At 60.9% G+C, this 19,445-nt stretch carries 14 protein-coding genes; 8 read left to right on the forward strand and 6 right to left on the reverse strand.

The window, feature by feature from the left end; all coding sequences use genetic code 11:
- Positions 1 to 102 precede the first annotated feature (102 nt).
- Complete coding sequence (locus K3J57_RS03520; protein ID WP_259794046.1) at positions 103 to 975, reverse strand: MurR/RpiR family transcriptional regulator; 873 nt, start codon at positions 973 to 975, stop codon at positions 103 to 105.
- Between the two features lie 160 nt (positions 976 to 1,135).
- On the opposite strand from K3J57_RS03520, the gene K3J57_RS03525 reads away from it, so the two are divergent.
- From K3J57_RS03525 to K3J57_RS03555, 7 genes are all read left to right on the forward strand, one after another.
- Positions 1,136 to 1,921 (forward strand): N-formylglutamate amidohydrolase, encoded by a 786-nt coding sequence (locus K3J57_RS03525; protein ID WP_259797120.1) that lies wholly within the window; start codon positions 1,136 to 1,138, stop codon positions 1,919 to 1,921.
- Complete coding sequence (locus K3J57_RS03530; RefSeq protein WP_055188776.1) at positions 1,914 to 2,510, forward strand: TRAP transporter small permease subunit; 597 nt, start codon at positions 1,914 to 1,916, stop codon at positions 2,508 to 2,510. Before K3J57_RS03525 ends, K3J57_RS03530 begins: the two co-directional genes overlap by 8 nt.
- Positions 2,510 to 4,012 carry a TRAP transporter large permease gene (locus K3J57_RS03535; protein WP_055188778.1) on the forward strand — a complete coding sequence of 501 codons (1,503 nt, stop codon included), beginning with the start codon at positions 2,510 to 2,512 and terminating at the stop codon, positions 4,010 to 4,012. Before K3J57_RS03530 ends, K3J57_RS03535 begins: the two co-directional genes overlap by 1 nt.
- Before the next feature lie 51 nt (positions 4,013 to 4,063).
- Positions 4,064 to 5,098 (forward strand): TRAP transporter substrate-binding protein, encoded by a 1,035-nt coding sequence (locus K3J57_RS03540; RefSeq protein WP_055188780.1) that lies wholly within the window; start codon positions 4,064 to 4,066, stop codon positions 5,096 to 5,098.
- Positions 5,099 to 5,156: 58 nt separating this feature from the next.
- On the forward strand, positions 5,157 to 6,518 hold the full coding sequence (locus tag K3J57_RS03545; RefSeq protein ID WP_259797728.1) for a glutamine synthetase family protein: 1,362 nt from the start codon (positions 5,157 to 5,159) through the stop codon (positions 6,516 to 6,518).
- Positions 6,519 to 6,622: 104 nt separating this feature from the next.
- Positions 6,623 to 8,005 carry an aldehyde dehydrogenase family protein gene (locus tag K3J57_RS03550; RefSeq protein WP_259797123.1) on the forward strand — a complete coding sequence of 461 codons (1,383 nt, stop codon included), beginning with the start codon at positions 6,623 to 6,625 and terminating at the stop codon, positions 8,003 to 8,005.
- A gap of 186 nt (positions 8,006 to 8,191) precedes the next feature.
- The gene (locus K3J57_RS03555; protein ID WP_259797126.1) at positions 8,192 to 9,337 is read left to right on the forward strand and encodes an iron-containing alcohol dehydrogenase; all 1,146 of its coding nucleotides are present in this window, start codon (positions 8,192 to 8,194) and stop codon (positions 9,335 to 9,337) included.
- Positions 9,338 to 9,466: 129 nt separating this feature from the next.
- Here the strand turns inward: K3J57_RS03555 and K3J57_RS03560 are convergent, their stop codons facing one another.
- From K3J57_RS03560 to K3J57_RS03570, 3 genes are all read right to left on the reverse strand, one after another.
- Positions 9,467 to 12,577: a PAS domain S-box protein gene (locus tag K3J57_RS03560; protein WP_259797129.1), complete on the reverse strand. Its 3,111-nt coding sequence runs from the start codon at positions 12,575 to 12,577 to the stop codon at positions 9,467 to 9,469.
- A 183-nt stretch (positions 12,578 to 12,760) separates the two neighbouring features.
- Positions 12,761 to 13,804, reverse strand: coding sequence for an ACP S-malonyltransferase (locus tag K3J57_RS03565; RefSeq protein ID WP_259797132.1), 1,044 nt, complete (start codon positions 13,802 to 13,804; stop codon positions 12,761 to 12,763).
- Complete coding sequence (locus K3J57_RS03570) at positions 13,801 to 15,984, reverse strand: thiamine pyrophosphate-dependent enzyme (RefSeq protein ID WP_259797135.1); 2,184 nt, start codon at positions 15,982 to 15,984, stop codon at positions 13,801 to 13,803. Before K3J57_RS03570 ends, K3J57_RS03565 begins: the two co-directional genes overlap by 4 nt.
- Before the next feature lie 140 nt (positions 15,985 to 16,124).
- Here K3J57_RS03570 and K3J57_RS03575 point away from each other — a divergent pair, with 140 nt between their 5' ends.
- A complete protein-coding gene (locus tag K3J57_RS03575) occupies positions 16,125 to 17,000 on the forward strand; it encodes a LysR family transcriptional regulator (RefSeq protein ID WP_259797138.1) in 876 nt (291 codons plus the stop codon).
- A 5-nt stretch (positions 17,001 to 17,005) separates the two neighbouring features.
- Here the strand turns inward: K3J57_RS03575 and K3J57_RS03580 are convergent, their stop codons facing one another.
- Entirely contained in the window at positions 17,006 to 18,004 is a 999-nt protein-coding gene (locus K3J57_RS03580) for a GlxA family transcriptional regulator (RefSeq protein WP_259797141.1), read from the reverse strand.
- Between the two features lie 160 nt (positions 18,005 to 18,164).
- Entirely contained in the window at positions 18,165 to 19,442 is a 1,278-nt protein-coding gene (locus K3J57_RS03585) for an NAD(P)/FAD-dependent oxidoreductase (RefSeq protein WP_375542832.1), read from the reverse strand.
- Positions 19,443 to 19,445: the final 3 nt, after the last annotated feature.

A 19,445-nucleotide genomic window follows, 5' to 3' on the forward strand; every position in this document is an offset into this window, starting at 1 on the left:
CGGAAACTGGCGCAGGCTGGTCCGCGGGGGCAGGGGGGGACCTCTGCCCCAAAGCGTTTCGGCGTTCACCTGAGACAGGGAAAAGTCGAAACGCTTTGGCGGTCAGGAAAACTTGCGAAACAACCGGGTCATGTCAAACAGCTCGTCCAGCCGGTCAAACCGTTCCTTCGTCTTGTCCCAGCTTTCCTCCTGCGTCGCGGTGATCATCGCTTCCAGCAGCATCATGGACGAGATGTTCGAATCCCAGGCGGACGGGATTTCCACCCAGCAATTGAACATGTGATCGGCCACGGTGGCGATCGGGCTGGCCCATTGGTCCGTCACCAGAATGACCTTCACCCCCCGTTCTGACGCCAGCTCCGCCAGCCGTTGCAGGTTGGTCTCGTATCGCCGCACGTCAAACATCAGCAGCGTGTCCCCTTCGACCATGTCCAGCACGTAATGCGGCCATGTGGCAGAGGAGGAGGTCATGTGGGTCACCCGCTGCCGGATGGCCTGGAAATGGGTAAAGGCATAATCCGCCAGCGCGCGGGTGATCCGCCCGCCCACCACATAAAGCCGCCCTTCGGTATTGGCGAGCTGCCGGACCGCCGCATCAAACTGGGCCGGGTCGAGATTGGAAAAGGTCTGTTGCAGGTTGTCGGTCACCGCAAGCGAGAACCGGTGCAGCATATGCCCCTCGGGCGCGTCGCTGGCCCAGTTGTCACGCCGCTTGGTCGGGCCGGACACTTTGGCCTCCAGCTCTGACAGCAATGCGCGGTGAAACTGCGGATATCCCTTGAAGCCGAGTTTCTGCACCATGCGCGCCACGGTGGGGGTCGAGACATTGGCGTTTTCAGCGACGATGGTGATCGAAGCAAGCCCCGCCGCCGGGTAGTTTTCAATCAAGAGATTCGCAAACTTCCGCTCTGACTGGGTCAGGGTGGGATAGTGCTCGCGGATCAGGTCACGGACCGTGGCTGGTGGCTTGGTCAACGGCTCCTCCACTGTTCGACACGCATGTTTCTTAGGCGTTTGGGCCTTGAAAGAAAAGGGTGCGCGGTGTCTGTTAAATTACGGACGTGAAAAATTATTGACACAAAAATCTCTTCATGAAAAGATTTTTCCAAAATTAGCAGGTTTAGGGAGGTCTGCGATGCCGGAAGGCTCAGGTCTGACGCGAGAGGAGGCGGTTGAGGTTGTGAACCGTGATGGCACGGGCGCCGTGCTGTTGCTGTGTGAACATGCTTCCAGCCAAATTCCAACGCAATATGAGGAGCTTGGCCTGCGGGACGAGGATCGTCTGAGCCATGCAGCATGGGATCCCGGCGCCCGCGCCGTGTCGCTTTACCTGTCGCAGGCTTTGGACGCGCCGATGGTCGCCAGCCGGGTGTCGCGGCTGGTTTATGACTGCAATCGCCCGCCCGAAGCGCCGTCCGCCATGCCCGAAAAATCCGAATTGATCGAGGTGCCCGGCAATCGGGGGCTGTCTTTGCAAGAGAGGCGCGCGCGCGCGGATCAGATCTATGTGCCCTTTTGTGACACGGTGAGCGAGCTGATCACGGCGCGCAGGGCACGGGGGCAACAGACCGTCCTAGTCACGATCCACAGTTTCACGCCGGTCTATCACGGGGCGCCGCGCGCGGTTGAGATTGGCATTTTACATGATGCGGACAGCCGGTTGGCAGATGCCATGCTGACCCGGTCTTGCGCATTGCCGCACCGGCGCATTGCCCGCAATGAACCCTATGGTCCGGCGGACGGGGTCACCCATTCGCTGAAGCAGCACGGGCTGTCTCATGGTCTGGCCAATGTCATGATTGAGCTGCGCAATGATCTGGTTGCGACGCCTGCGGATGAGGTGGCCATGGCGGAAGAAATCCTGACCCTGCTGCGCCCGGCGCTGGCAGCACTTGAACCGGAAGGAGGCAATGATGCCTAATGCCATTCGGGCCTATGTGCGCGGGATAGATGCGATGAACCGCTTTATCGGTCGCATTGCCATGTATCTGATCTTTGCGCTGGTGGGGGTGCTGCTCTGGTCCTCTGTCTCCAAGACTTTTTTCAATCCGTCGCTCTGGACATTGGAAACCGCGCAGTTCGTGATGGTGGCCTATTACGTGCTGGGCGGGCCATATTCGATCCAGATGCAGTCCAATGTGCGGATGGATCTGTTTTACGCAAGCTGGTCGCCGCGCACCAAGGCCATGGTGGATGCGTTCACCGTTCTGTTCCTGATCACCTATCTGGGGATCCTGCTTTATGGGGCGATCAGTTCCACCGCCTATAGCCTGGGCTATTTCGGGTTGGAGCCGGTCACCTTCTTTTGGGATCTCTTCACCACCGCCCTGACCGAAGGCCCCGCCGCGGCGGGCGAGAAAATGGGCTATCTGGAGCGCAGCTCCACTGCCTGGCGGCCCTATCTGTGGCCGGTGAAATTCATCCTTTGCTTCGGCGTCTTCCTGATGCTCTTGCAATGTCTTGCCGAACTGTTCCGCGATATCGGACGCCTGCGTGGGGTTGAGCTGTAATGTCTTATGAAATGATCGCCACCGTGATGTTTGCGGGCATGATGGTCATGCTGCTGACCGGGCAACGGGTGTTCGGGGCCATCGGCTTTGTCGGGGCCATTGCGGGGATGTTCCTGTGGGGCACCGGCGGGGTCGAGATCCCGTTTTCGGCCGCGATGAAGCTGATGAAATGGTATCCGCTGCTGACGCTACCGATGTTCATCTTCATGGGCTATGTGCTGTCGGAGTCGAAAATCGCCGATGATCTTTACCGGATGTTCCATGTCTGGATGGGGCCGGTGAAAGGCGGGCTGGCCATTGGCACGGTTGGGCTGATGGTGCTGATTTCTGCCATGAACGGCCTCTCCGTGGCGGGGATGGCAATCGGGGCGACCATTGCGCTGCCCGAGCTGTTGCGGCGCGGCTATGACAAGATCCTGGTGACGGGCACCATTCAGGCGGGATCCAGCCTGGGCATTCTGGTGCCACCCTCGGTGGTGCTGGTGCTTTACGCAATGATTGCCCGCCAGCCGGTGGGGCAGTTGTGGCTGGCGGGTGTGATCCCCGGCCTGATGATGGCCACGATGTTTGTCGTCTATATCTATCTGCGCGCCCGGATGCAGCCGCATCTCGGCCCGGCCATGGCGCCGGAGGATCTGGCGGAATATGACCAGATCACCACCCATCCGCTGCGCCTGAATTACGTCGTTCTGGGCGGGCTGGTGCTGGTGCCGATGCTGGTGATGAGCGGCGGGATTGGTGCCAAGCCCGCGCTTGGCCTGGCCCTTGGTCTGGCGGCGCTGGCCTTTGTGACCCGCACCCTGCCGGGCTTTCACAAAGATATCTATATGAAAGAGAAATACCGTCTGCTGTTTTCCGGCGTGCTGCCGCTGGCGATATTTGCCACGATGATGGTCCCCTTTGTGAATGGCTGGACCTCTTTGGTGGAAAGCTCGGCCATCGGGGCGATGGCTGCGTTCTTTGCGGCGGTCCTGAAGGGGCGGATGACGCGCGCTGTTTTTGAAACCTCGGTGCGTTCGACGCTGGGTATTTCCTGCATGTTCATGTGGATCATTCTGGCAGCGCTGGCTTTTGGGGCGATTTTCGACGGGTTGGGCGCGGTGAAGGCGATCGAGGATCTGTTCACCGAACGTCTGGGCCTCAGCCCCTGGATGATCCTGATCCTGATGCAGCTGAGCTTTATCCTCATGGGCACCTTTCTGGACGACACTGCGATGCTGGTCATCGTGGCGCCGCTTTACGTGCCGCTGGTGGGGGCGCTGGGCTTTGACCTGATCTGGTATGGGGTGCTTTATACGATCACCACCCAGATCGCCTATATGACACCGCCCTTTGGCTATAACCTGTTTTTGATGCGGGCGATGGCCCCGCCTGAGATCGGGTTGAAGGACATCTATGTCTCGATCATCCCCTTTGCACTGGTGATGGTGCTGGCCCTCGCGCTGATCATGATTTTCCCGCAGATCGCCCTTTGGCTGCCGGAAACCGTTTACGGAAAATAACCATAAGAGCCCCGCGCCACGGGGCCGATTGAACCACAAGGAGACTGAAACATGACAACGAGACGCAAGTTTTTGACCACTGCCGGGGTGGGGGCGCTGGCCGCCCCGCTGGCCGCCCCTGCCATTGCCCAATCCACCATCAAGTGGCGGATGCAGACCTATGCCGGTGCGGCGCTGGCCGAACATGTGGTGAAACCCGCCATTGACAAGTTCAACAAGATTGCCGGCGACCGGATGCAGATCGAGCTTTATTACGCCGATCAGCTGGTCCCCACCGGAGAGCTGTTCCGCGCGATGCAGCGCGGCACGATCGACGCGGTGCAATCGGATGATGACAGCATGGCCTCCCCCACCGAAGTAACTGTTTTCGGGGGGTATTTCCCGTTCGCCTCGCGCTACTCGCTCGACGTGCCGGTGCTGTTTAACCAATATGGTCTGAATGAAATCTGGGACGAGGAATATTCCAAGGTCGGGGTGAAGCATATCTCGGCCGGGGCCTGGGATCCGTGCCATTTCGCCACCAAGGACCCGATCCATTCGCTTGCGGACCTGAAGGGCAAACGGGTGTTTACCTTCCCGACCGCTGGCCGGTTCCTGGCGCAGTTCGGCGTGGTGCCGGTGACGCTGCCCTGGGAAGATATCGAGGTCGCCATGCAGACAGGTGAGCTGGATGGGATCGCCTGGTCGGGCATCACCGAAGATTACACCGTGGGCTGGGCTGATGTGACCAACTACTTCCTGACCAACAATATTTCGGGCGCCTGGGCCGGCAGCTTCTTTGCCAATCAGGGCCGCTGGAACGAGTTGCCGGAAGATCTGCAAACCCTGTTCAGGGTCTGCTGTGACCAGTCGCATTACTATCGCCAGTGGTGGTATTGGGGTGGTGAGGCCAGCCTGCGGGTGAATGGCACCAAGATGCAGCTGACCTCGATCCCGGATGCGGAATGGGCACAGGTCGAAGATGCGGCGGTGAAATTCTGGGACGAGATCGCCTCGGAAAGCCCGACCAAGGCCAAAGTGGTTGACATCTTCAAACGCTATAATGCCGATATGCAGAAGGCAGGCCGGCCCTATCGTTACGGCTGAACACTCATACGCCCCGGCGTGAGCGCGCCGGGGCAACCACAGACAAAGGATGGGCATGATGTCCGGTAATCTGAGCTTTGACGACCTGAAATCGCAGGTGTCTTCCGGTACGGTTGACACGGTGCTTGTGTGTTTTGCGGACATGCAGGGGCGCCTGATGGGCAAGCGGTTTCATGCGGGTCATTTTGTTGCGGGCGCCTATGAGGAAACCCATTGCTGCAACTATCTTCTGGCAACAGATCTTGAGATGGCGACGCCGGATGGCTATGCCTCGACCTCGTGGGAGCGGGGATATGGCGATTACGTGATGAAGCCGGACCTGTCGACCCTGCGGCCGGTGCCGTGGCTGGACGGCACGGTGATGGTGCTTTGCGACATTCTGGATCACCACACCCATGAAGAGGTGCCGCATAGCCCGCGCGCGATGCTGAAACGCCAGGTGCGCCGCATCGAGGCCATGGGCTTTGACGCGAAAATGGCGACCGAGCTGGAGTTTTTCCTGTTCGAGAAGAGCTTTGACGAGATCCGCAAGGAAGGTTTCCGCGATCTGGCGCCGATTTCCGGCTATAATCAGGACTATCACATCCTGCAGACCACCAAGGAAGAGCACGTGATGCGGCCGATCCGCAACCACCTTTGGAATGCGGGCCTGCCGATTGAGAACTCGAAAGGCGAGGCGGAGACCGGGCAGGAAGAGCTGAACATCAAATATGCCTCGGCGATGGACACGGCGGAATATCACACGATTGCCAAACACGCGATCAAGGAGATCGCCTGGCAGCAGGGTCATGCGGTGACCTTCCTGCCGAAATGGCATCACGACAAGGTGGGCAGCTCGTCCCATGTGCATCAGTCGCTGTGGAAAGATGGCGAGCCGGTGTTCTTTGATCCGGATGACAGCCTTGGCATGTCGGCGCTGATGAAAAGCTATATGGCCGGGCTTTTGAAATACGCCCCGGATTACACTTATTTCATGGCGCCTTATATCAACAGCTACAAGCGGTTCATGAAGGGAACCTTTGCGCCGACCCGGATCATCTGGTCGGTGGACAACCGCACTGCGGGCTATCGCCTGTGTGGCGATGGCAGCAAGGCAATCCGTGTGGAATGCCGCATTCCGGGATCTGACATGAACCCCTATCTGGCGATGGCGGGGATGCTGGCTGCGGGTATTGCGGGGATCGAGGAAGGGCTTGAGCTGCAGGCCCCCACGGTGGGCGATGTCTATCAGGGGGAGACGGGCATGATCCCGGGCAACCTGCGTGCGGCCCGCGATGCGCTGCATGGCTCTGCGATGCTGCGCGCTGCGATGGGGGATGAGGCGGTGGATCACTATGTGCGTGCCGCTGAGGTCGAGATCGAGGATTTTGAACGCGTTGTGACCGATTACGAGGTGGCGCGCGGTTTCGAACGGGCGTGATGCTCTGATGTAAATAGGGGGCTTTGCCCCCCGCCTTCGGCTCCCCCCCAGGATATTTATGTCCAGACAATAAGGGGAGTTGTTTCTGAGAATGGAGAGCTGGCATGGGTCAGGTGTTGAAATGTATCTCGCCGATTGATGGGTCGGTGTTTGCCGAGCGCGAGGTGTTGTCGCGGGACGAGGCCTTTGCGGCGGCGGCGCGTGCGCGCGCAGCACAGGCGGATTGGGCCGCACGGCCCTTGGCGGAGCGCGCGCAGCTTGTGATGGCAGGTGTTGCCGCGGTTGGTGCGATGAATGATGAGATCGTGCCAGAGCTTGCGCATATGATGGGGCGCCCGGTGCGTTATGGCGGTGAGTTCGGTGGCTTTAATGAGCGTGCCGGTCACATGGCGTCGATTGCGGCTGAGGCGCTGGCCGATATTGCGGTGGGCGAGGACGAGACGTTCAAGCGCTATATCAAGCGCGTGCCGCATGGGGTGGTTTTTGTGGTGGCCCCCTGGAACTATCCCTACATGACGGCCATCAACACGGTGGCACCGGCGCTGATTGCCGGCAATACGGTTGTGCTGAAACATGCCACCCAGACCTTGCTGGTGGGCGAGCGTATGGCGGCAGCCTTCCATGCGGCGGGCATTCCCGAGGACGTGTTCCAGAACGTGTTCCTCTCACATGATGTGACCAATGATCTGATCGCGGGCAACGCGTTTGATTTTGTGAATTTCACCGGGTCCGTGGGCGGCGGTCAGGCGATGGAGCGCGCGGCGGCGGGCACCTTTACCGGCGTTGGCACCGAGTTGGGTGGCAAGGATCCGGGCTATGTCATGGAGGACGCCGATCTGGACGCGGCGGTGGATACGCTGATCGACGGTGCGATGTTCAATGCGGGCCAGTGCTGCTGCGGGATCGAACGGATCTATGTGCATGAGAGCCTGTATGACGATTTTGTCGCCAAGGCGGTTGAGATCGTGAAAGGCTATAAGCTGGGCAATCCGCTCGACCCGGAAACCACGATGGGGCCGATGGCCAATGTGCGCTTTGCCGATGAGGTGCGCGCACAGATTTCCGAGGCGCTGGCCGAGGGGGCCGTGGCCCATATCGAGACCTTCGCCGAGGATGACGGGGGCGCGTATCTGACCCCGCAGATCCTGACCAATGTGACCCATGACATGCGGGTGATGCGGGACGAGAGCTTTGGTCCTGTGGTGGGTATCATGAAGGTCTCGTCCGATGACGAGGCGATTGCCTTGATGAATGACAGTGAATTTGGCCTGACCGCAAGCCTCTGGACCCGTGATCTGGATCGTGCCGCCCGTGTGGGGGATCAGGTCGAGACCGGCACCGTCTTCATGAACCGGGCCGATTATCTTGATCCCGGCCTGTGCTGGACCGGCTGTAAGAACACCGGGCGCGGTGGCGGCCTGTCCGTGATCGGTTTTCACAATCTGACTCGCCCGAAAAGCTATCACCTGAAGAAGGTGACCGCGTAAGGGGGACAGCCTGCCCCCCTTTTCCTGACATTCCCCATGGGGGGGCAGGCATCCAAAGCGTTTCTGCTTGTTGTTGGGGCACAATAATACGTGGAAACGCCCACGCCATTTCGGTGTTTCGTGCGTTTTGAGTTCATGCTGTTACGCAACCCAATCTCGAAACGCTTCAATTATGAGGATATGAAGATGCAACTCGTTGGAAACTGGTCCTATCCGACCACGGTGAAATTCGGTGCAGGCCGGATCCGGGAACTGCCTGAGGCCTGTGCGCAGGCGGGGATCAAACGCCCGCTTCTGGTGACAGATAAGGGGCTTGCCGATCTGCCGATCACTCAGGCGACGCTGGATATCATGGAGGCCGCTGGCCTGGGGCGCGGCATGTTCAGCGATGTGGACCCGAACCCGTCCGAGATCAACCTGCATGCAGGCGTTGAGGCCTATAAGGCCGGCGGTCATGACGGGGTGATTGCCTTTGGCGGTGGCTCGGGTCTGGATCTGGGCAAGATGGTGGCGTTTTACGCGGGCCAAACCCGCCCGATCTGGGATTTCGAAGACATTGGCGATTGGTGGACGCGGGCGGATGCGGATGCGATTGCCCCGATCATCGCGGTGCCGACCACGGCGGGAACCGGGTCGGAAGTGGGGCGCGCGTCGATCATCACCAACTCGCTCACCCATGAGAAAAAAATCATCTTCCACCCGAAAGTCCTGCCCAGCGTGGTGATCGCGGATCCCGAACTGACCATGGGCATGCCGAAATTCATCACGGCGGGCACCGGTCTGGATGCGTTTGCCCATTGCGTCGAGGCGTTCTCGTCCCCGCATTACCACCCGATGTCGCAGGGCATCGCGATTGAGGGGATGCGTCTGGTGATCGACTATCTGCCGCGCGCCTATGCAGATGGCACCGACCTTGAAGCACGGGCACATATGATGTCCGCCGCGGCCATGGGGGCGACGGCGTTTCAGAAAGGGCTGGGTGCGATCCATGCGCTGTCCCATCCGGTTGGCGCGATTTTCAACACCCATCACGGCACCACCAATGCGGTCTGCATGCCTGCGGTTCTTGAATTTAATGCGGCCGAGATCGCGGATCGTTTCGACCGGGTGGCGGGGTATCTGGGGGTCAATGGCGGCTTCAAGGGCTTCCAGAGCTTTGTGCAGGCGTTCAACGACAGTTTCGAAATCCCGCGCAAACTGTCCGAGATGGGCGTGAGCACGGACCAGATGGATGCGCTGGTGGAAGGCGCCATCAAAGATCCGAGCTGCGGCGGCAACCCCGTCGAACTGACCCGCGAAAACCTGCGGACCCTGTTTGACGCGGTGATCTGATCCAAAGTGTTTCGGGGCAGGCTTGAAACATATGTTTGTCCCGAAACGTCCACGATAGGGATGCCTCTTACAGCGTTTCGACCTTGCCCTGCCGAAGGTCAAAGTCGGAACCTTTGAGGGGCAAAAGGCTCAGACAGCGCGCTTGTCCTGTTGCAATTTGCTTTGCAATGCCTTGGCGAGGTTGGAAATCTTGAAAGGTTTTTGCAGCAGGATCTCATGTGTCGCCCCGTGCCCTTCTTTTTCCAAGATGCTCGCGGGATAGCCGGACATGTAAATCACCTTCATGTCCGGTCGATGCCCCAAAACCTCTGCCACAAAGGCCGGGCCGCTGGTGCCGCCGGGCAGCACGACGTCTGAAAGGATCAGGTCGATCCCGGGATCGCGTGCCAGATGTCGGCGCGCGGCCTGGGCATGTTCTGCCGGTGTCACGGCATATCCCAGCTTGTGCAGCATCTGTTCGGTGAGGTGGCGCAGCGCGGGATCGTCTTCGATCAGCAGGATATGCTCCCCGCGACCACTGGGCCGGGATGAGGGGATCGGACGCGATTGAGGGGCAGTGTCCGGGGATTGCGGTGCGCGCGGCAGGTAGAGGTCAATAGTGGTGCCGTGACCTTCCCGGCTGGAAATCACCACCTGACCGCCGGATTGTTGGGCAAAGCCCATGACCATCGACAGGCCCAGCCCGCTGCCCTTGCCAACCCCCTTGGTGGTGAAAAACGGCTCGCAGGCATGTTTTATCACCTCTTGCGACATGCCTGTCCCGGTATCCGTGACCCGGATCACCACGTAATCACCGGGCTCCAGTGTCAGCTCTTTCTCGTCCGGTGGGGTGTCAAAATGGCGATTGAAACAGTCGATCGTCAAATTGCCCCCGTCCGGCATCGCGTCCCGTGCATTGAGCACAAGGTTCAGCACCGCGTTTTCGATCTGTCCGGGGTCGGCAAAGGCAGGCCATGCCTCATCATTTGTGGGCAGGTGAAGGTCAATGGTGGCGCCAAGCGTAGGGGTGAGCAATCCCGGCAGCCCGTCAAGCAGCGCGGGCAGGTCCACCCGTTTGGGGCGCAGGGGCTGGCGCATGGAAAAGGCCAGCAGGCGCTGGGTCAGCTCGGCCCCCCGGCTTGCGGCGCGGATTGTGGCCTCAACCAGCGGGGCGACCGCGGGCGCAGGGCTTTGCTCGCCGATCAATTCGGCATTGCCCATGATCACGGTCAGAAGGTTGTTGAAGTCATGGGCCACACCGCCGGTCAGCTGGCCAATCGCATCCATCTTGCGCGACTGGTGCAGTTCCTCCTCAAGCTCGATCCGTTCGGTGATATCGGTCAGAACACCGGTTGATCGCACCGCCCGCCCGGTGACATCGGCAACCGCCTGTCCGCGCGCCATGAACCAGCGATACGCGCCTGTCCGTGTGCGGAACCGATGTTCGTTGGAAAAGATCTGGCCGGGGGCGTTTATGTGTTCGGCCAGCCTGGCCCGATATGCGGCCAGGTCATCCGGATGCAGCAAAGATGAAAGGGAGTTTTGCTTGATCTCCTCGAACTCTTCACGGGAATAGCCAAGGCTTTTGGCAAATCCGGGGGAGGTGTACAGCCTGTCCTCCAGAAGATCCCAATCCCAGATCGACACTTGCTGAACCGCAAGGGCGTAGCGTTCCTGACTGGCGCGCAGGGCGTCTTCATAACGCCGCTGTTCGGTGACATCCTGCGCAATGGTCACAATGGCCCCCCCCGCGATATGCTGGTCGCGGATATTCAGGATGGTTCCGTCGTTGCGGGTCACCTCGATCGCGGGGGCGTCAGGCTGTGAACGTGCGGCCAGACGGGCCGCAAGGAACCTGTCCTCATGCTGTGTTTCTGTTGGTATGTAGCCCTGTTTGATCGCTGCCCGCACAAAGTCCGAATAAGTGGTGCCGGGGGTGATGGCGGCCGGGATGTCGCTGTGCATGTCGCGAAATTTCCGGTTCGCCAGAACCAGCCGGTCTTTGCTGTCCCACAGGCTGAACAGCTCGTTGCTGTCCTCCACGCTGTTGGCCAGAAGCTCGGCAGCCTCGCGGGCTTTTTCTTCACTGAAAACCTGCTCGGTAATATCCGTCGCCACCCCGCGATAGCCATAAAACTCCCCCGCGTCATCCCGCACCGGAACACCCGAAACCCGGAGCCATTTGGTTTCCCCGCCCACATGGACATAATAGTCGAAATCCTTGAAAGGGCGTCGGAGTTTCAGATCCTCCATCAACGCGTCCCATTTGGGATGCTCATCTGCCGGGTCGCGCAGGGTGATCGGATCCATCCCGAGAATGTCGCCGGGGGATCGATCCAGAAATCCGGCCAGACCGTCCGATGCCCAGAGCAGGCGCAGGTTGCTGTCCAGTTCCCAAAACCAGTCCGAGCTGGCCATGGCAAAGTCCTGAAACCGGTTCTGGCTTTCACGCAAGGACAATTGGCGCTCGATCACCAAGTGACTGAGAAAACCGGTCACCCCTGACAACAGCAGCCCCACAACAAGGGCCAGAACATTCTGGCGCTGGGTCAGGATCGTGCTGATGGACGCGGACGGGCTGACGTGAACCTGCCAGACGCGGTTGGCCAACTGGATGTCCCGGGTGGCCACTGGCGCGTTCTGTCCGGGGCGGATGGAGGAGGAAAAGATCTCGGTTTCCCCATCAAAGACGCGAATGGCATAGGCCGCGCCCTCGTCCCCTCCCAGGGCGGTCTGCACAAGGGGGGTGGTGCGAAAGACGAGGTTGAGAAAGCCGATCACCGCGCCGCTGTCCTGAACCGGGATATAGGCCGCAACACCTTGCCCGCCCTGGGCCAGTTCAATGGGCGGGGTGACCTGAAGCTGCCCTCTTTCCCGTGCGGCCTCCAATGCGGCCCGCGGCATTGGCAAGGAGCGCAGATCAAGCCCCAGCGCGGCGTGATTGCCCTCCAGCGGCGTGACAAAGCGGATGACCCCATCCGGGTCCACCCAGTTCAGCGCCTGTGTTTCCTGAAACATCAGGTGGTACAGATCGGTCTCAACCTGAAAGGCGAGACTGTCGACCGAACTGTGTTCGCGGAACTGGCGGGCCAGCAGCCCAACCGTGTCAAACCGGGCTGTCACATGGGTCTGAAGGCGTGCTGCAAAATTGGCGCTGGCGATCCGGGTTTCTTCGAGTTGCTGCTGTTTTTGTGTTTCCCGATGCGACAGGTAAAAGGCGGCCAGCGTGACAAAGGTTGCCAGCGCGACGCAAAGCGGCACGAGCAGCCGGGAACTCGGTGGGTCGAATTTTACCAAAGGCCTGCCTGAAAGACTGTTGAGAAACCAACTTCAAGTAGAAAGGAGCTTGGTCTCTGCGTCAACTCTTTCGCGCTAAACTCTGATATTTAGCCTTTGGAGATTAACTTTAAGTTGAGCTAAGTTTGGGAGGCCCTGAGTGCAAGTTTACCCGCAGACGCGGGCACGCTGATCCGCTTGCCCCATCGACAGCACCACTGGTGCTGCGGCCTGTCGCGCCTTGAAATCCGCCTTGTTCTGCAATCCGCGCCAGGTCTGCCGCACCAGTGATTGCGCCACCGCGCCGCCCAATGTGGTGCCGGGGCCCAGCAGGATGAACAGATCCGGCATGAACTCGCGCGCGGCCACCCGAAGCGCCGTGGTGAAATCATAGGGGGCAACCACCTGGTGGCCCAGAGTGTAGCTGCGCAACGCGTGCAAATCGGTGGCCCGCGGATGCCAGATCTTGCCGCGCCCATCAATCAGCGGCAGGTTGGGCCGGGCAAACAGATCCTGCCCCAGCCGGGCGCGCCCCTCGGCCGCAACCGGTTCCTGCATGGCGGTGTGAAAGCCTGCATGACCCGGCAAGCGCATTGGAAAACGCCCTTGTGTCACGGGCATTTCGGCCTCGAATGCCGCCAGACCTTCGGTATTTCCTGCAAGGACCAGCATGCCTCCCAGATCAATCGAAAGGGTCAGGATATGGCCGGGGCGGGCGGTGATCTCGGACATCTTTGCCTCGATCTTCGCGCGTTCACCGGGGATCTCTGTCCAGGTCTCATCCACAAACGGATAGATCAGCTGTCCGCCGATCATATGTTTGTGCATGAGCGTGCCCATGGTGTTGACCACTTCCAGCCCGCCGATCTGATCCAGCACCCCCGCACAGGCCAGCGCGATATACCAGCCCATCGAGTTGCCGGTCACGCCCAGAATATCAATCCTGTCGCGGTCGATTGACAGGAAATCCGCAGCTGCACAGGCATGGATGAGGCCCGACGCATTGTCGCCCCGCGTATGGCGGGCCCCGGAGAACCGGGTTGCCCCATCCAGGGCGGAGAGCGGCTCCTGCCCCTGGCTCAACCGATAGGCATCAAACCCGGCCATCAGATCGGATTTATCCGCGTGATGGCGCGCAAAATAGCCCAGTTCTTCGCGGTTATAGGTGCCGCGTCCGGGGGCGACGACAATGGCGGTTTGCTTCCGTGTCATGATCCGCTCCACAATCTGCGCGCGGCATCAGCGATGGTTTCGCGCGACGGCATGGTGGCCGCATAAGCCGGGCCGGTGGCGATGAAACTGTCCTCAGCCGCGAGGCGTGCGTGGGGCAGGTTGGTCCTCTCGTGCAGCAGCGCCATCAACGCCTCGGACTGGCTGCCTGTCGTGCGGCATTCATCCACGATCAGCACTTTTTCTGCGCCTTCAAGGACTTGCAGGATCCCCTCCGTGGGGAGCGGCGCCAGCCAGCGCAGGTCGATGATCCGGGTGTTGATCCCTTCTGCGGCCAGATCTGCCGCCGCCTGTGTTGAGAGGTAACGCCCGTTGCCATAGGTCAGGATTGCCAGCGGGCCATCGCCCTCGACCCCCACTTCCCCCAGCCCGATCCGCCGGTCGGGCGCGGGGTAGGGGCGCATCCAGCCGCCATCCTTGGGGGCGTGAAGATCGCGCATCGGGTAAAGCGCAATCGGTTCCACCATCACCACCACGCGGGCCTCTTCCCGCGCCAGCCGCACGCATTCGCGCATCATCATCGCCGCCTCATCCCCGCGCGAGGGGCAGGCGATTACGATGCCCGGAATATCGCGTAGGACGGCCAGCGAGTTGTCATTGTGGAAATGCCCGCCAAAGCCCTTTTGATAACCCAGCCCGGCAATGCGCATCACCATCGGGTTGGTGAACTGCCCGTTTGAGAAAAACGGCAGCGTCGCTGCTTCGCCGCGCAGCTGATCTTCGGCATTGTGCAGATAGGCGAGGAACTGGATTTCCGGCATCGGGATGAACCCGTTATGCCCCATACCGATTGCCAGCCCCAGAATGCTCTGTTCATCCAGAAGCGTGTCGATCATCCGGTCCGGGCCGAACCGGTCGATCAGCTTTTGCGTCACACCATAAACGCCACCCTTGCGGCCCACATCCTCGCCCATCATGACAATCTCGCCATGCTCCAGCATCAGATCGGTCAGTGCCCAGTTCAGAAGTTTGTTCATCGGTTGCGGCGTATCCAGTGCTTTGAAATCACTTCCAAAAACCACCTCTCGCGCTGCCATGTCCGGCCCGTTGGTGGGGGCGCAGATACGGGGGGGAGGGATCAGGGACGCCATCACACCCTCTGCCGTTTTCAGCTTTGGCCGGGTGATCACCTCTTCGGCCACACGCGCACATTGGTCCTCGCTTTCCTGATAGATCGCCAGAACTTCCTTGGCCGACAACACGCCCTTTTGGGTCAGCAGCCGCGCGGAATGCAAAAGCGGATCATCCGCCTCCCAGCCTTCAAACACGTCTTTCTTCAGGTAAGCCTGCTGCAGATCTGATCCCGCATGGCCGTAAAGCCGCACCAGCGACAGATGCAGAAAGGCCGGTTTCTTGCGTGTGCGCACATAGTCCGCCGCCTCCAGCGCCACGCGGTAGGTGTCATACATATCCAGCCCGTCCGCGTGGAAGTATTTCAGCCCCGGCTTGTGCGAGAAATTTGCCCCCACCCAGCCGCGCGGGGTGCGGGTGGAAATGCCGATCCCATTGTCTTCGCAGACAAACAGAAGGGGCAGGGGAACGGATTGATACGCGGTCCAGCAGGCGGTGTTGATCGCCCCTTGCGCGGTGGAGTGGTTCGAGGAGGCATCGCCAAAGGAACACATCACCAGCGCGTCATCGGCCAGCACCTTGTGTTCACAATCATGCCGCTTGCCCAGTCCAATCGAATAGGCCGCCCCCACCGCCTTGGGCAGGTGGCTGGCAATGGTTGAGGTCTGCGGCGGGATCATCAGCGCCTTTGACCCCAGCACCTTGTGCCGCCCCCCGGAACAGGGATCCTCGGACGCGGTGGCAAAGCTCAGGAGCATGTCCCAGGCGGGGGTGGTGCCGGGCACCTGTGCCGATCGCATGGTTTGAAACGCGCCGTCGCGGTAATGAAGAAAGGCCATGTCATCCGGGCGCAGTGCCGCGGCCACGGCGGCCATGCCTTCATGCCCGCTGGACCCGATCGTGTAATAGCCTTCGCCTGCGGCCTGCATCCTGCGCGAGCGGCGGTCGAGATTGCGGCTCAGAACCTGCGCGCGAAACAGCTCAACGGCCAACGTGTCAGACAGGGGACCTGCCGCCGGGCGCCCGGTCGGAAACCGGCCGGTTTCCACCGCCTTGCGAAAGGCCTGATCAACGATATCCGCGCGATCCATCGCATCCTCCTGCCCTTGGGCCCGGGTCTGTCCTATTCAGCAAAGACTTGTGTCTTTGGTATATATTAGCGGATGGATTCACCGGAAAAAAACGATATTACCGCATAAGAACATTCCCAAATGGAATAAAGGCTCTGCCCATGGCCCGTCGATTTTCCCCGTCCACCTCTTGCCTTGCCGCGTTTGAAGCGGTGGCGCGGCTTGGATCGGTGTCTGATGCTGCACAGGAATTGGACCTGACACAAAGCGCGGTCAGCCGTCAGGTGCAGAAACTGGAGGCGCAGGTGGGGCAGGGGCTGTTCCTGCGTGATCGCAAGCGGTTGGTCCTGACCGAACCGGGCGCGCGCTATGCCGAGGAGATCCGCGTGGCGCTGGCGCAGATCACCAATGCAACGATTGCCCTGCAGACCAACCCGGAAGGCGGGGTGTTCAATCTTGCGATCCTGCCCAGTTTCGGCACCCATTGGCTGGCTCCGCGCCTGCCGGAATTCATGGCAGAACATCCCGGCATCACGCTGACCCTGTCCACCCGCACCGCACCATTTGCCTTTGCCGGTGAGGCCTTCCATGGCGCGATTCATTTCGGGCGTGATGACTGGGACGGGGCGGGGGCGGTGAAACTGTGGGAGGAGCAGGCGCTGGCGGTGGGCGCACCCGGTTTGCTGGCGCAGATGGACGGGGCCGAGGCGCCGCGTCTTGCCCTGGAAACCCGGCCTGACGCCTGGGCGGCGTGGGAGCGGGCACACACCCGCGCGCCCGGGGGCCGCCCCGCCATGGTGGTGGACCAGTTCGCCACCATGCTGCGGGCGGCGCAGGCCGGGCTTGGCATTGCGCTCATGCCGGATTTTCTGGTGGAACGGGCCCTTGAAGAGGGCAGTCTTGAGCAATTGCCGGGGTCGGTGCCGGTCAGTGTCGGCAGCTATTACCTTGTCTGGCCGGAAAACGGCGCGGACTATCCTGGATTGATTGCTTTTAAGGATTGGTTAATTGATAAAAGCAATCAAATGAGGTCCTGAGCGCCTCACCCCCGCGCTTTCCCCTTTTCCCCACGCAGCTGATTTGGCGTCTTGGCATATTCCAGCCGATAGGCCCGCGCCAGCGAGGAGCTGTCGGAAAACCCGCAGGCAAGTGCCACGTCAATCAGCGGCATGCGCGTGTCGGTGATCAGCGCCTGCGCCCGTTTCAGCCTGATTTTCTTGTAAAATTTCGCAGGTGTTTCATCAAGATTGATCAGGAACAGACGTTCAAGCTGCCGCGTCGAGACCCCCACTTTCTGCGCCAGCTCCGACACTTTCAGCGGATGTTCCACCGTTTCTTCCATCAGGCGAATGGCGCTTTGCAGGCGCTTTTCCAGAAAGTTGGACGAGTGGCTCATCCCTTTGGGCTGGTCCCGGTTGGGGCCGCGCACATGTTCCAGCATCAGCTGTGCCGCCAGTTCCGCCGCCGCCTGCGGGGCGAGCTGTTCGGACAGGATTGCGACCATCAGCTCCAGCGTATGCCCGCCCCCCGCGCAGGTCATGATCCCGCCGGCATCTTCGGCCAGATGGGTGGTCAGCGTGGGGTAATCGCCCCCTTCCGACAGCACGTTCACATCGCCCCAGTTTGTTGTCACCGGATGGCTGCGCGGGTTGGTGGCCTTGATATATTCGGTGGCCGCCCCGGACAGAAGCACCACCCGCCGTTTGATTTTCTGCATCGCTCTCAGCCGCGCCATCCAGCCGCCGCCATGGCTGCCGGTGCCGCCAATCACCACCAACACCTGCCGGAGATATTGCTCTCCGATCGAGGGGCCCGCCCGCACCATCATATCCCCGTTGCTGTGCACGATGCCCGGATGATCCGAGGTGATCTGCCACGGGAACCGCTCATATCCGCAGACGTCATTGGCCGTGTTCAGCGCCGACAGGATCGAGGCGAGCTCAACCTGCCAGAACCCGGGCTGCACAAAGATCTCGATCCCGCATACGGGGGCGGTTGGGTCTGCGCCCTTGTCGGTGGCTTGTGAAATCTCGTCTGGCATCAGGGCGTGTTCCGTCGGGTGTCAAGTCTGGGTCTGGACCCGAAATGGGCGCAAGGGGTTCTCATATCTGCGATATTTGATACAGCCAGACAAGCCCCGGGCATAGTCCGGGTTGCGTCACCAGATCATTGAAAACCGTCAGGGAAGGTCAAATTTTCCGTCAGAACCGATCTTTCAGTAGATGGGTCAGGGTGGCGCCGGTTTCGTAATAGACCTGTCGGGTGGAGGCCATCGCAATCCCGTGCTGATCCACCGGCGGGCGGGGCAGAAGCGCCCGGTCATCCTTGATAAGAGCCTCCGCCATGGCCTTGCCAAACAGGGTGCCCGGCCCAATGCCACGCCCGGAAAAGCCAAAGGCGATCAGGGCGTTATTCCCCATCGGCAGGATTTTCGGCAGATATTCCTCGGTCATGGCAATGCGCCCGTGCCAGGGGGTGTTCAGGCGCAGCCCGGCAAGGGCCGGAAACATCCGGGCCAGTTTGCGATCAAGCCAGGCAAGATGGGCCCCGCTGGCAAAGTGGTCAATCGCCCCCATGCCGCCAATCACCAGCCGCCCGGCCTGATCAAGCCGCCAGGACGACATGACCATCGCCGTGTCCCAACATCCCTCGCCCCCCGGCAGGATCTGCGCGAGCTGATCGGCCGGCAGCGGATCGGTGGCCGCCTGAAAGTAATGGACCGGCACCACCTTCGGGGCAGGGGTGCCCTGGACAGGCAGGTGATAAGCATTGGTTGCAATGATCATCTTCCGGGCCGAGATCCCGCCCTCAGGGGTGCGCAGCTGCCAGCCGGTGCGGGTTTGCAAAATCTCGGTGGCAGGGCTGTTTTCATGCAGATGCGCCCCGCACTCCATCGCGGCCCGCGCCAGCCCCCTGGCGTACCCCAAAGGCTGGATCGTGCCCGCGCGGGGATCAAACAGCGCGCCATGCACCTGCGTCGATCCCACCCGTGCCACTGCCTCCTCTCGCGACAACAAGGTGACCGGCGCGCCGATGGAGGAGAGCTGCCGGTGCCGGTTGGCAAGATCGCGCATCCCGGATCCGGCATGGGCGCAATGCAAAGTGCCTGCGCGCACCGGTTCACATTTGATGTCAAATTCCCGGATCAACTCAAAGACAAGATCCGGCGCCCCGGCAAGGGCTGCGGACAGATTGTCGCCTGCCTCCTTGCCGATCCGCTTGGCGATCTCCTCCGGTGGCAGCCACAGCCCCGCATTGACCAGCCCCACATTCCGGCCAGAGCCGCCCTGCCCAAACCGGCCCGCTTCAATCAGGCGAACGTCAAGCCCGGCTCGTGCCGCGCTCAGCGCCGCCGACAAGCCGGTATAGCCACCGCCCACCACCACCAGATCAGCTGTAACCTCCCCGCTCAGGGCGGCGGCGCCGGGATGCTCGGCGCAGGTTTTGTGCCAAAGGCTTTCAGTGATGTCCGCCCCCAAAGG

This window comes from Aliiroseovarius crassostreae (assembly GCF_025137635.1).
Taxonomy (GTDB): domain Bacteria; phylum Pseudomonadota; class Alphaproteobacteria; order Rhodobacterales; family Rhodobacteraceae; genus Aliiroseovarius; species Aliiroseovarius crassostreae.